The sequence below is a fragment of the Blautia glucerasea genome (genome assembly GCF_020537505.1).
Taxonomy (GTDB): domain Bacteria; phylum Bacillota; class Clostridia; order Lachnospirales; family Lachnospiraceae; genus Blautia_A.
In genome coordinates, this window is record NZ_JAJBMO010000004.1 from 163799 (window position 1) to 176978 (window position 13180).

Below are 13180 nucleotides of genomic sequence, written 5' to 3' on the forward strand. Positions count from 1 at the left end.
AACAGCCGTATGTCATATACTGCGGAAAGTATATAATCTGCTGACTCATTTGTCAAGAGGATTATAAAATAAACTCTGGCTCTTTAAATTTAATCTGTCTGGCCACGCTAAGCGCCAGTCCCATCTCGGACATCAGGAACAAAATAGACGTACCACCATAACTGATAAACGGTAGGGTAACACCTGTGTTCGGCATAAGATTCAGAACAACCGCCACATTCATAATAACCTGTAAAGCGATATGTACAAATATCCCGCTAACCAGCAACGAGCCAAACATATCCGGAGCATTCTGTGCAATAAAAAACAGTCTGTATAAAAGATAGGCGAACAGCGACAATACCATGATTGCGCCAAATACCCCAAGCTCTTCACAGATAATAGAAAAGATCATATCGTTCTGTGCCTCAGGAACGCTTCCCAGCTTCTGAATACTGTTTCCAAGGCCTCTGCCGAAAAAGCCGCCGGAACCGATGGCATACAATGCCTGTACCGTCTGATATCCATCATCGCCAGCATAGTCCTCTGGATGAAGCCATACCTGAATACGGCGCAGACGGAAATTAGAGCTCTTATCCATATGGGAAAGGCTGTAAACCAGAATCGCCAGCAGCACAACCACCACAAGCCCCACGATCACAAAGGGTTTGGTCCTTGGATGTGCAATAAACACAAGCCCTACTGTAATACCAAAAATAATAATGGCTGTACTAAGGTTCTCTGTAAGCACATACGCACACAACGCCTGAATTCCGCCCAAGCCAAGAAGCGTCATGGCTGCCTTTAAGGTCTTCACCTTTTTTCCCATATGGACGATCATATAGGACAGGGTAACGATCACCGCGATCTTGGCGATCTCTGCGGGCTGGAACTGTACTCCCAGCTTCAGCCATCTTCTGGCACCATGGGAAGAAACCCCAAGAGGGGTTTTAACCAGTGCCATAAGAAAAATCGCACCAAGATAGATGGGGAACGCCAGCTTCGCCAGAATATGATAGTCCAAATAGGACACTACAATAGCCAGGAACAGACAGCCAATACTGTATAATGCCTGTTTTTTGAAATAAAACATATCATCCCCTTCTTTGATCTGTGCCATGTACGAGCTTGTACTGTAAAGCATGATCAGTCCAAAGCACATAATGAGGATGATCACCGCTATTAAATTGAAATCGTAATAATCAGACTTCAGTTTATAAAACAAAGATCCGCCTTTGCGAGCAGAGCCAGTGCTTCTTTTCACTGACTGGGGTTTTGCGGATTTTTTCTTTACATTCTCCACTTCATCACCTGTTTTCTGTATCTGTTTCTGATTTTTTAGTTTGTTTCATTATAGCAGACTCCTATTTGCGGTGCAAGGATGAGATAAAAATAGAGGAAGGGGAGCAGAATTACTCCTGTCCCCTTCCTCTATTTTTTGTTTTATGTTCCATGAACCGTTATCTATCTGACTGTGGATCAGTCTTCGCTGCCATCATCGAAGCCTTCGGTTTCAATAATGAACTTCACATTTCCACTCATAGCCGCATCTTTTCCAGTGAAGGAGGTGTAAGCTGCGTCATCAGACTGAAGTGCCTCCAGACGATCCAGAACGCTCTGGAAATCATCTTCCATGGTATCTTTCAGTTTCTTGATACCTTCATCATAGAATTCTTTCTCGCCGTCTTTCAGCTCTTTTGCACCGTCTTTTAATTCTTTTGCTCCATCCTGCAGATCCTTAGCTCCATCATCCAGATCCTTAGCTCCGTCTTTCAGTGTGCTGGTTCCGTCTTTCAGAGTCTTGGCTCCGTCATTCAGGTCCTTAGCTCCACTCTTCAGTTCGCTGGTTCCACTTGCAAGGGAAGCTGTACCGCTCTTCAGTTCACGGGTTCCGTTATTTACGCTGTTTGCTCCGCTTCTAAGCTGGGATGCACCGCTTCTGAGATCGCTGGCGCCACTCTTTAACTGGGCAATACCAGATTTCACCTGTCCGCTGGCTGCTACCAGTGTACCTGCTCCGCTTACAAGGCTGCTGGTTCCTGCTTTCAGCTGTGCAGCTCCATCGTTCAGGTCATCACTGCTTGAAGTCAGCTGGGATGCACCGCTTCTAAGTGCTACGCTGTTTGCAGCAATTGTACCAACACCGGATACCAGCTGGTTTGTTGCCTTGCTGATTGAGCTAAGACCGCTGTCAAGACTGGATTTTGCTTTCTGCAGTGTGTTTGCACCACTAAGAAGTGCGTTTGCATTTGCATTATCTTTACCCTGAAGGGCTGTAATACCGTTTGTAAGAGTGCTCTCGTTGGCGAGCAGCTGATCAGCTCCGTCTGTCAGCTGTTTCGCTGCACCGGATTTCTGTAATTTATTGTAACCTGCCTGAAGTGTTTTGTTGCCTTCAGAGATTTGTTTTGCACCGTCACTTAATGCCTTGACCTGGGTCTGCATTGCTTCTACTTTTTCTTCAGTGAGTTCAGAAGCAATTGCGCTTACTGCGTCTGCGCTGGTATTAACCTGGTCGCCGGCTTCGATCACCTGCTCTGCTGCTTTGTTCAGTGTCTCGTCCTGGCTGGTCAGCTCCTGTAAACCAGTGTTCAATGCTGCTGTACTTTCTTTCAGAGTATTTGCGCCTTTTGCTACATTCCCTGCTCCATCAGCAGTCTGTTGTGCACCGTTTGCTACACTAGATGCTCCATCAGATACCTGACCAGCTGTAGTAATCAGTGCATTTACCGTCTGGAGTGCTTCACTCTTACTGTCAGCTGCTGCATAAGTGCTTATAGTACCTTCCATCTGATCTGCAAGGGCATTTAAGGTTGCCTGAATTTCTGCTCCGTTTGTATCCGCAGTTACAGTACCTCCTGCCTGAGATGCTGCTTCAGCAAGTTCTCCCTGGGCTGCAGCTGCGCTGTCTGCTGCTGCGTATAGCTGGCTGATAGCACTGTTGATTGCAGCTGCCGTTCCCTCATCAAGTTCAGAAGTATCAATATTTTCCAGGCTGGACAAAGCTCCGTTGACAGAACCAGATACTGCACTGATCTGTCCAGATGCAGCACCTGTAGAAACTCCTGCGGTCTGCACTTCTACACTTGTCTGAATATCTGCTGCAGCATCACGCACAGACTGTGCAAGACCACTTACCTGGCTTTCTGCAGAAGTACCATCATCAATCTGACTGATCAGATCCCGCAGTCCCTCCAGACCGCCCTTAAGCCCAGATACTCCTTCGCTTACGGTTGCAGCTCCACTTGCGACAGTGGAAGCACCTTCTGAAACACTGGAAGCTCCATCTGCCAGGCCGGAAGCTCCATCTGCCACCTGCTGCGCTCCTGTTGCTGCCTGCTCAGCACCAGCAGTATATTTCTGGATTCCAGTTGCAAGAGCAGTAGCTCCTGCTGCATACGTCTTCAGATTGGAAGTCATATTTGGAATATCTGCTTTGGCAACATTTTCTGCGATTCCAGATAACGCCTCGGCCGCACTTGTAAGTCCATCAGAAGCCTGCTGGATTCCAGGTGCCAGCTGTCCAACACCTTCTACCAGTGCGCTGGTTCCGTCTACATAGGACTTCGTTCCTTCTGCAAGCTTGTGTGCACCTGTTACATACTGGCTTACACCATCTGTCAGCTGAAGGGCTCCATTTACATAAGTGGTCACACCGGATGCCAGCTGGTTACCGCCTGCCACATACTGGTTCACACCATCTGCCAGGGATTTCATTCCCTTTTTATACTCTTTCATGTTGCTGTTTACAGTATCAACACCCTTGGTGTAGCTGTTTACACCAGATGCCAGGCTGCCTACACCGGAAGTATACTGTGCAATACCGCTCTGAAGAGATTTCGCTCCGCTGTTTAACTTGGAAGCACCACTCTTGGCACTTGCAACGCCTGCATCAAACTCATTGTAGCTGGAAGCAAGTGTGCTTGCGCCGCCATAAAGAGTTCTGGTTCCATCATACAGTGTCTTGGTTCCGCTGTACAGCTGAGAGGTTCCATCATAAAGCTCTCCGGCACCTGTATTTAATGTCTTGGCTCCATCATCCAGTTCTTTCGTTCCATCATATAAGGTATCGGTTCCGTCTGCCAGTTCTTTAGCTCCGTCATCCAGATCCTTCGCTCCATCATAAAGCTGGCTGGTTCCATCCTTCAGATCCTTGGTTCCATCATAGAGCTCTTTCGTTCCATCGTAAAGATCCTTAGATCCGTCTACCAGCTTCACAGCAGCATCGTCCAGCTCATCCAGGGAATCCTGAAGGTCGTCAAGATCATCGGACTCATCCAGATTCAGACTGCTGAGCAGATCTGTCACTGCCATAGTAAAGGTATTTTCCATGGAACAGTCGGTAACGTCAGCTTCCATGGTGAAGCCTTCTGGAATGTCAATCTTATCAGAAAGATCATCGCTTAAATCCAGGCTGGCTTTCAGGCCAGGAACTGCAACACCAACAACCATTTCTTTGTCACCGTCTGAAATTACTTTTCCATTGTCAATGGTAACATTGGAAAAATTATCGGAAGAAAGGATCATTCCGGTTACCATAACAAATGGGGAATACACTTCTACGTCTTTATCGTCAACTTTTACTGTTTTCTTGGATTTGTTTGTATAAGAAACTTCCATACGAAGATGACCGCTCTTGCCTGCCAGTTCGTCAGGAGTGATTTCCTGATCATCCAGATAATATTTGATCTTCATATCTACCGGGAGCTCTTTATTGGATGTTCCCTGATAGTAGATATCGCTGCTGTCCGTACTCCAGGTAACCTTGTCGCCATCCTGGGTAAAGCTCTCATCGCCTTTTACATTCTTGATTCCTTCCAGATCAGATACATCGGATACATCTCCCTCTGCAGATCCGGAGTTCTTCAGCCAGTCAGATACGGTGATGTCCTTTACTTCACCTTCTGCAGTGGCATTTACATATACGGTTTCTTCCTTGGACACTGCATTGTCTGCTTCCTGTGCTGCAGCGATCACTGGTGTAGTTCCAAGGACGGCAGCCATTCCAGCAGCCATAGTAACATTCAGAATTTTTTTATTTCGGTTCATGTTAGCCAACTCCTTAATTCTTAGTTAAATATCTGACGTCTGTGAATCTTTCTGCTGCCTTGCAGCCTATTTTTTTCGACATCAGTTAGTCATCTCTTAGCCTATGAAAGTTATACAACAAAACTGACCAGTAGTCAATATCTGTTTTTTATCCAAATCTTTTCCTGTTTTGATATTGACTTTTGGTCATTTTTGTTTAAAATAAAAATCAAACCTGTGTAATTACGTAGAAAATCCAGACAACAATGTCATAAATGTATAATATTTAACATTACGGTTGCGGTTTTCACAAAACAGACGGAAAGTGCAGTGCGAAACAAATAGATGTGAAGGTGCTGAACAGTTATCTTTATTTATATAATGTCTGCCTAGCAGACATCGCTTTAGGAGGAGCAGGCATGGGAAAACTGGAGTTAAATAAGAAAAGAAAGAAAAGTGCTCTGTACAACACTGCCTTTGAACTCTTTACTACAAAAGGACTTGCTAAGACAACCATTTCCGATATTGTGGAAAATGCAGGAGTGGCAAAGGGCACTTTCTATCTCTATTTCAAAGATAAATATGATATTCGGAACAAGCTGATTTCGCATAAGGCTGGCGAGCTTTTTTCGGAAGCCCGGAATGCCCTGGAAGCAGCCCATATTACCGGCTTCACTGCCCAGCTTCATTTTATTGTAGATAATATTCTGGACCGGCTTCAGACAGAAAGCAGTCTGCTTGGCTTTATTTCCAAGAATCTGTCATGGGGTGTGTTTAAAGATGCCTTTCAGGAACAGGCAGACGAAGAGGATTTTCCATTCTTTCAGGAATACCTGGGTCTTCTGGGACAGTCGGACGTCCAGTACGATTCCCCAGAGCTGCTGCTCTTCACCATCATTGAACTGGTAAGCTCCACAAGCTATAGCTGTATTCTTCATTCACAGCCTGTCTCTCTTGATGAATACCGCCCTTACCTCCACCGGACGATTGATTGTATCCTGCTGGCCTTTACTCATGGTACAGGCGGGAATGATTTTTCACCCACGCTCTAATGCGGCTTTTTCCCCACAGGTCGTCTCATATTCATAGACAGACTGCTTCAAATCAAAAAGTGTAATTTTTTTCTTAAAACAAAGCTTTACAAAACACTCCATTTCACCTACTATGAAACTATACATCTTATATTCAAGGAGATCTTACCACATGAAAGAAAAACTGTACACAATTCCCCTGATGGATGCTTTTAAAGCAGGTGATGAATGCCCTTTCTGTTTCGTGGAGCGTCAGCTGGAGCAGCATGCTATGGATTTTGTCCTTGGCGCAGGCGCTTCCTATATGGAGGACGATGTGCGGGCTGAAACAGACAAGATGGGATTTTGCCGCACCCACTATAAGAAAATGTATGACTATGGCAACCGCCTTGGAACCGGACTGATCCTGAAAACCCATTTCCAGTGCAAAACCAAAGAGCTGCATGAACAGATCAAAATGCTTGCTCCTTCCAAGGCTTCTGTTTTTTCCAGATTCAAAAGGGGAAACACAGATACAAATACGCCAAAAACCTCTCTCGGTGCCTGGGTAAAAGAACAGGAAGATACCTGCTATATCTGCAATTTTTATAAAGATACCTACGCAAGATATCTGGACACCTTTTTTGAACTTTTCAAGAAAAATCAGGAGTTTCTCCCTCTTTTCCAGAACTGCAAAGGCTTTTGCATTCCTCATTTCGGGGATCTGGCCGAAACTGCAGAAACCGCCTTATCCGAGAAAGAGAAAAAAGCCTTTTACAATCTCCTTTTCCCAATGATGGAACAGAATATGCAAAGGCTTTCCGATGATCTGGACTGGTTCTGTGACAAATTTGATTACCGCAACAAGGACGCGGACTGGCGTACCTCCAAAGATGCGCTCCCCCGTGGAATGCAGAAAGCGGCTGGCGGATATCCGGCAGATGAACCATATACTATGGATAAATAAATCAAAACTTTCTCCAGGTATCTCTCTCAAATAAAAGCAGCAGCGGGAATACCTCAAGTCTTCCTGCCAGCATGTCAAAAATCATTACAATCTTCGATACATAAGAATAGGTTTCAAAATTTCCTGTAGGACCAACAGCTCCAAGTCCCGGTCCAATATTATTCAAAGTCGCTGTGATCGCGGTAAAGTTGGAAACCATATCCAGATTATCCAGACTGATGATCAGCAGGGAGGTTACAAAGATCATAATATATACAAACAGGAACATATTGGTAGCTCTCACTACTTCATGTGGGATGGCCTTATCGTCCATCTTGATCTTCTTGACTGCATTGGGATGCAGATAAAGCTGCAGCTCCTTACGGGCCGATTTGCAAAGAATCAGAAGACGGGATACCTTGATTCCGCCGCCTGTACTTCCCGCACAGGCTCCCACAAACATAAGAATGACCAGAATGGTCTTGGAAAACACCGGCCACACATTGAAATCTGTGGTGGCATATCCAGTAGTAGTAATAATGGAACCAACCTGGAATGCAGCCTGCTGGAAGGCTCTTCCAAAGCTGCTGAACATCCCTCTTGTGTTGATAGCGATGGCTACAATGGCCAGGCCGATAATTCCCAGATAGTAACGCACCTCTTCGTTCTTCGCCGCCTGCATAACCTTCCTCGTCAGAAGCAGGTAATAGACATTGAAATTGATTCCAAAAAGAATCATAAAAACGGTGATTACTACCTGACTATAGGTGCTGTAGCTTGCAATACTGTCATTTCGGATGCCAAAGCCTCCTGTACCTGCCGTACCAAAACTGAGACATAGGGTATCAAAGAGAGGCATTTTTCCAATGAGAAGGAATACGATCTCTACAACAGTAAGCATAATATAAATGGTGTACAGAATCTTGGCTGTAGACTGAACCTTAGGCACCAGCTTGCTTACAGATGGTCCCGGACTCTCCGCTTTCATCAGGTTCATATGATAACCGCCGGTAAGAGGCAGCAGGCAGAGAATAAATACCAGAACGCCCATACCGCCGATCCAGTGGGTAAAGCTTCTCCAGATCAGCATACAATGGGAAAGTGCCTCCACATCATTTAAAATACTGGCACCAGTTGTAGTAAAACCGGAAACAGTCTCAAAGATCGCATCCACAGGATGTGGAATACTTCCCGAAATAATAAAAGGAAGGGCACCTGTAATACTAAGCACCAGCCAGCTTAAGGCAACAGTAACCGCTCCTTCCCTGGCATGGAATACTTTATTTGTTCTTTTCTTTCTGGTAAGCGGAATTCCAATTGCCAGGCAGATCAGCATAGTGATCAGAAATGCCAGGCCGTTTTTTTCCAGGTAAATGATCGCTGTGATCCCGGGCAGGAGCATAAACGCCGCTTCAAAATTAAAAATCCAGCCAAGAATATAAAATATCATGGAATAATTCATGTCCGGACTCCTTTATTTCTCAAGTATATCGTTGATATCGCGAAGACCTTTGTTTGTGGTAACAATTACAACTCTGTCACCGATCTCCAGGGTATCATGTCCACGTGGAATACGAACATTGCCATCCCGGTAAAGACATCCAACCAGAAGATTCTTCTTCAGATTCAGCTCTGACAGTGTTTTTCCTATAATAGATGAATTATCGCAGATCTTAAATTCCAGTGCCTCGGCTTTGCCATCCAGAATGTGATACAATGTTTCCACATTGCTTCCAATGGAATTCTGGGTTGCCCTTACATACTGCAAAATATAATCCGCAGTAATGTATTTCGGATAAATCACGCTTCCAATGTCCAGACTGTCAATAATGTCGTCATAGGCAAGTCTGTTTACCTTGGCAACCAGCTTGGCATTTGAAATGGTCTTTGCAAAAAGGGAGAGGAAAATATTCTCCTCGTCCATATTGGTCAAAGTTACAAAGGACTCAGCATTCTCCAGCCCCTCTTCTAAAAGAAGGGAACGGTCTGTGCCGTCACCATTGATAATAGTGGCACCTGCAAGCTCTTCGCTTAAGAATTCGCAACGGTTCTTATCTTTCTCAATGATCTTAACTTTAATCTTCATAGCCAGCAGTGCCTTGGCAAGATAATAAGAAATAGTGCCACCGCCTACGATCACAGTATTCTTTACCTGATGGGTCTTCAGGCCGATTTTTTTAAAGAAAGCAGCTGCATTCTGTGGGGTAGCAAGAATCGACACCACGTCTCCGTTGCGGATCATATTGGTACCGCCTGGAATAGTGGTAAAATCTTTTCCTTCAATGGCACAGAAAAGAATGTCACAGCGGAAATGCTCGGTGATCTGCTGTATGCTCTTTCCATCCAGATCAAATTCCGGCATTACTTTAAATTTCAGAAGCTCTACCTTACCTCTTGCAAAGGTATCGATCTTGATGGCAGATGGAAAACGCAGAAGCCTGGAAATCTCCTGTGCTGCTGCCAGTTCTGGATTGATGATCATCGTCACACCCAGACGCTCCTTGATAAATCCAATCTCCTTGCTGTAAATTGGATTACGCACACGGGCGATAGTGTGGCAGTGTCCTGTCTTCTGAGCGATGAGACAGCACAAAAGGTTCATCTCATCTGAGACTGTAACTGCGATCAGAATATCCGCAGTCTCAATTCCTGCTTCCATAAGAGTATTAATGCTGGCGCCGTTTCCCACAACACCCATGGCATCTACTTCGTCTATAATCTCATTAATCCTGTCTGCATTGATATCGATCAGGGTTATGTCAGTATCCTCTTCCTGAAGCTGCTCTGCAAGGGTACGTCCAACTTTTCCGCACCCAACAATTATAATTCGCATAACTCCTCCAAAATGTATAAATAATAGGAAAATGTCAGGCCACAGACAAAAAGGTGAGTCTGCCCCTAACATTGTAAACAGTGCTATTATAACACTACTGTATGCTTTTGGAAATAGTCATTTTCTTACAGTATGTATGGCTTTTTTCCCATTTTCATGTCAGCAATCCCGCATCATCCGAACAGGTGTTTACTTTTTTATATTTATGTAGTACAATACTCCTGTACAAAATAAATATCGTTTTCGTTATATCTCTTTGACCATGGATAAAATTTACCAGAAATGGAAGGAGGCCGGTGCTTTCGCACCGGCGCGTATGAAAAAGAAAAATATTAAATTAAGAAAGACTTGGTGCTTTCTACAGGTAATAATATACGAAACAATTGTGATAAAAGTGTGAAATACTTTTGAAAAAATCGTGAAACAGTCTTTACTATTTTTGTGAAAAAGAACAAAAGACCAAATCTACATAAAGGATTTTACCAGATGAACGGACATAAATTTGAATACAAATGCGCCAGAATGCTGCGACGGAAGGGCTTTCACCATGTAGAAGTCACAAAAAAAAGCGGCGACCAGGGCGTTGACATCATTGCTTATAAAAGATTTTCCAAATATGCAGTCCAGTGTAAATATTATTCTTATCCGGTAGGGAATAAGGCGGTGCAGGAGGTCTATGCCGGCGGCAAATATTACGATTGTGACCGATGTATTGTTATGACCAACGGTACTTTTACCAAGGCTGCAATCAGTGCGGCCAACAAGCTGGATGTGAAATTATGGGACAACTGCTCTATGTTAAAGAGCACCAGCCTGATTTTTGAAGCTATGCGAGCCATGAATATTCTGGGGATTCTCTTTGGCTGCTATTTGTTAAGAAATGTTTTTCCCTTTTCTTCCGATGCTTATATGCAGTATTACCGGGAGCTTACCCTGATTCTCGCCGGACTGCTGGGATGGCTTGGCTGGGGGAACTGGGCAGTAAGCGCTTTTACTGGAGCATTATACCTTTTTCTTGGATTTACCCAGACTGGTGATACCATCCCCTCATTCCTGGTGGGTGGTATGAATCTTACCTTTCTGATACCGGCACTGATTTATTTTGTGCATGTATATTTGCTGAAACCGAAACCTTGATCTGAAGAAAATACAAATACTTCTATAAACACATTTATATGTTTTTACATAAAATAAAAAGAAAGCTTTGATAAAACCTGAAAGGATTTGTTTATGGAAAATTATCAGATGAACCGTTCGGGCTGCCGCCCTTATAATAGAACCTGTGGGATGATGAATTCCTGTAATTCTGCAATTTCCAGAGCACAAGACTGCCCTTGTTCCAAATCTGCTTCAGCAAACGCAGATAATATGTATGAACATTTGAAACACCTGACGCCAGCCATGGCCTATGCGCCATATCAGCAGTTTACTTCCGCCTATGACCTTGACTATGCCCTGTCTGTGGGCACTATTTTCCCACAGCTTTGCAAACCATTCTGTGGAAAGAGAGGTGTGTGCAGATGATGAGGAATCAGATGTCCCCCAAATGCTGTCTCTTACAGCAGATCAATGAAGTTAGTTTCGCGGTCAACGATATGATCCTATATCTGGATACGCATCCAGAGGATGAAAAAGCATTGCGCTATTTTGCCGAGGCTTCAGACCGCCGCAACAAGTTGATGGCGGAATATGCCGAGAAATATGGTCCATTGACCATCGATGATGCAGCAGTAAGCAGCGAAAAATTATGGAACTGGTCCCAGCAGCCATTCCCATGGGAAAAGGAAGGAGCGTGACAGTTTATGTGGAACTATGAAAAAAGATTGCAGTATCCCATCAATATCACAACACCGAATGCGAAGCTGGCACAGTTCATTTTAAGTCAATATGGCGGCCCCGACGGTGAGATCAGCGCAGCTATGCGTTATATCTCACAGCGTTATACAATGCCAAACCGCGCATCTACTGCTGTATTAACAGATATAGCCACCGAAGAACTTTCTCACCTGGAAATGGTTTCCACTATGGTTCATCAGCTTACCCGTAACCTCACCATGGAGGAAATCGAGAATTCCGGGCTTGGATCATATTATATTGACCATACGGTCGGCGTGTGGCCACAGGCGGCAGGAGGAATTCCTTTTAATGCATGCGAATTCCAGAGTAAGGGGGATCCGGTCACGGATCTGTTTGAAGATCTTGCTGCCGAACAGAAGGCACGCTCCACTTACGACAATATCCTCCGCGTAGTGCGGAATATCCCCGAAATTGCTGACCCGATCCGCTTCCTACGAGCAAGGGAAGTAGTACACTTCCAGCGTTTCGGTGAAGCTCTCCGTTCCATCCAGGAACAGTTGGATTCCAAGAACTTCTACGCCTTCAATCCAAGCTTTGATAATCCGTGCACTGCAGGCTGTGCACCGGAAGCAAGATAGCTATACACAGTATAGCACTGCCCAGCGATTGTACTAGGCGGTGCTATACTCCCTCATAATCAAACGCCGGTATAAAGCTCTCCTTCGCGGTCTCCCCTTCCTGGAAGTAGCCGTTCCCGATTCCGAACTCTACAGCAGCGTTCAGGACTTTTTCGTACTCTCGCCAGGTTACTTTCCGGTTCAGTTCCGGATACTTTTCATTTTTCCAGACAGGTGTAAACTGATTCATCACACTGATAAAAATATCCTCCCCATAAGTCTGGTGCAGATATTTCAACACCGCAATGGAATTTTTCGTGTGGCCTGGCAAAATAAGGTGGCGGACAATGGTTCCACGGCGGATATAGCCATCCTCCCCAAACTGACACGGTCCAGTCTGGCGTATCATTTCTGCGATTGCAGCCTGTGCTGCCCTGGGATAATCCTCTGCATGGGAAAAAGCAGCTGCCAGCTCAGGCTCCATATATTTCAGATCTGGCAGATATACATCCACATACCCCTCCAGCATACGGATTGTTTTCACATTCTCATAGCCACTGGAATTATATACCACCGGAAGCCCCAAACCTTTTCCCCTGGCCAGTTCCAGCGCACAAATAATCTGCGGTACATAATGGGCCCCGGTAACCAGATTCAGATTCGCCGCCCCCTTTCCCTGCAATTCCAGGAAAATTTCGGCAAGCCGCTCCACTGTGATTTCTTTTCCTGAATCTCCAATGGCAATGTCCCGGTTCTGACAGAAGGAGCACCGAAGGCCACAGCCAGAGAAAAATACAGCTCCAGATCCTTTTTCCCCTGAGATACAGGGCTCCTCCCACATATGAAGAGCGGCACGGGCAGCCCTTATGGTGCTGTCCATGCCACAATATCCCTGCCTGCCTTCCAGACGGTTCACTTTACAATTTCGGGGACATAAGGTGCAGTTTTTCAACAATTCCTCAAACATAAA

The 13180-nt window shown here is 45.0% G+C and carries 11 protein-coding genes; 6 read left to right on the forward strand and 5 right to left on the reverse strand.

Going from position 1 to position 13180, the window contains the following annotated elements:
- Nucleotides 1-61: 61 nt before the first annotated feature.
- Both LIQ05_RS05180 and LIQ05_RS05185 read right to left on the reverse strand, forming a co-directional pair.
- Nucleotides 62-1204, reverse strand: a complete 1143-nt coding sequence (locus LIQ05_RS05180; RefSeq protein WP_226819163.1) for an FtsW/RodA/SpoVE family cell cycle protein — start codon at nt 1202-1204, stop codon at nt 62-64.
- A 254-nt stretch (nt 1205-1458) separates the two neighbouring features.
- Entirely contained in the window at nt 1459-5028 is a 3570-nt protein-coding gene (locus tag LIQ05_RS05185; RefSeq protein ID WP_226819165.1) for a hypothetical protein, read from the reverse strand.
- A gap of 398 nt (nt 5029-5426) precedes the next feature.
- Here LIQ05_RS05185 and LIQ05_RS05190 point away from each other — a divergent pair, with 398 nt between their 5' ends.
- Nucleotides 5427-6059: a TetR/AcrR family transcriptional regulator gene (locus tag LIQ05_RS05190; RefSeq protein WP_226819167.1), complete on the forward strand. Its 633-nt coding sequence runs from the start codon at nt 5427-5429 to the stop codon at nt 6057-6059.
- A gap of 151 nt (nt 6060-6210) precedes the next feature.
- The gene (locus LIQ05_RS05195) at nt 6211-6984 is read left to right on the forward strand and encodes a DUF6062 family protein (RefSeq protein ID WP_226819169.1); all 774 of its coding nucleotides are present in this window, start codon (nt 6211-6213) and stop codon (nt 6982-6984) included.
- Nucleotide 6985: 1 nt separating this feature from the next.
- Here the strand turns inward: LIQ05_RS05195 and LIQ05_RS05200 are convergent, their stop codons facing one another.
- Together LIQ05_RS05200 and trkA are read right to left on the reverse strand one after the other, a co-directional pair.
- Nucleotides 6986-8425 (reverse strand): TrkH family potassium uptake protein, encoded by a 1440-nt coding sequence (locus LIQ05_RS05200; protein WP_226819171.1) that lies wholly within the window; start codon nt 8423-8425, stop codon nt 6986-6988.
- A 12-nt stretch (nt 8426-8437) separates the two neighbouring features.
- Nucleotides 8438-9796: a Trk system potassium transporter TrkA gene (gene trkA / locus LIQ05_RS05205; protein ID WP_226819173.1), complete on the reverse strand. Its 1359-nt coding sequence runs from the start codon at nt 9794-9796 to the stop codon at nt 8438-8440.
- 486 nt (nt 9797-10282) lie between these two features.
- Here trkA and LIQ05_RS05210 point away from each other — a divergent pair, with 486 nt between their 5' ends.
- The 4 genes from LIQ05_RS05210 (at nt 10283) to LIQ05_RS05225 (ending at nt 12231) form a co-directional block, all read left to right on the forward strand.
- Entirely contained in the window at nt 10283-10933 is a 651-nt protein-coding gene (locus LIQ05_RS05210; RefSeq protein ID WP_226819175.1) for a restriction endonuclease, read from the forward strand.
- A 93-nt stretch (nt 10934-11026) separates the two neighbouring features.
- The gene (locus LIQ05_RS05215) at nt 11027-11320 is read left to right on the forward strand and encodes a spore coat associated protein CotJA (RefSeq protein ID WP_226819177.1); all 294 of its coding nucleotides are present in this window, start codon (nt 11027-11029) and stop codon (nt 11318-11320) included.
- Nucleotides 11317-11592: a spore coat protein CotJB gene (locus LIQ05_RS05220; RefSeq protein WP_226819179.1), complete on the forward strand. Its 276-nt coding sequence runs from the start codon at nt 11317-11319 to the stop codon at nt 11590-11592. The genes LIQ05_RS05215 and LIQ05_RS05220 overlap by 4 nt, the downstream gene beginning before the upstream one ends.
- A 6-nt stretch (nt 11593-11598) precedes the next feature.
- Nucleotides 11599-12231 (forward strand): manganese catalase family protein, encoded by a 633-nt coding sequence (locus LIQ05_RS05225; protein ID WP_226819181.1) that lies wholly within the window; start codon nt 11599-11601, stop codon nt 12229-12231.
- 43 nt (nt 12232-12274) lie between these two features.
- Here the strand turns inward: LIQ05_RS05225 and LIQ05_RS05230 are convergent, their stop codons facing one another.
- Entirely contained in the window at nt 12275-13177 is a 903-nt protein-coding gene (locus LIQ05_RS05230; protein WP_226819185.1) for a radical SAM protein, read from the reverse strand.
- Nucleotides 13178-13180: the final 3 nt, after the last annotated feature.

Coding starts and splice junctions, on each gene's coding strand:
- LIQ05_RS05225 (WP_226819181.1), top strand. CDS start 11,599: ATGTGGAACTATGAAAAAAGATTGCAGTATCCCATCAATATCACAACA.
- LIQ05_RS05215 (WP_226819177.1), top strand. CDS start 11,027: ATGGAAAATTATCAGATGAACCGTTCGGGCTGCCGCCCTTATAATAGA.
- LIQ05_RS05200 (WP_226819171.1), bottom strand. CDS start 8,425: ATGAATTATTCCATGATATTTTATATTCTTGGCTGGATTTTTAATTTT.
- LIQ05_RS05220 (WP_226819179.1), top strand. CDS start 11,317: ATGATGAGGAATCAGATGTCCCCCAAATGCTGTCTCTTACAGCAGATC.
- LIQ05_RS05230 (WP_226819185.1), bottom strand. CDS start 13,177: ATGTTTGAGGAATTGTTGAAAAACTGCACCTTATGTCCCCGAAATTGT.
- LIQ05_RS05210 (WP_226819175.1), top strand. CDS start 10,283: ATGAACGGACATAAATTTGAATACAAATGCGCCAGAATGCTGCGACGG.
- LIQ05_RS05195 (WP_226819169.1), top strand. CDS start 6,211: ATGAAAGAAAAACTGTACACAATTCCCCTGATGGATGCTTTTAAAGCA.
- trkA (WP_226819173.1), bottom strand. CDS start 9,796: ATGCGAATTATAATTGTTGGGTGCGGAAAAGTTGGACGTACCCTTGCA.
- LIQ05_RS05190 (WP_226819167.1), top strand. CDS start 5,427: ATGGGAAAACTGGAGTTAAATAAGAAAAGAAAGAAAAGTGCTCTGTAC.
- LIQ05_RS05185 (WP_226819165.1), bottom strand. CDS start 5,028: ATGAACCGAAATAAAAAAATTCTGAATGTTACTATGGCTGCTGGAATG.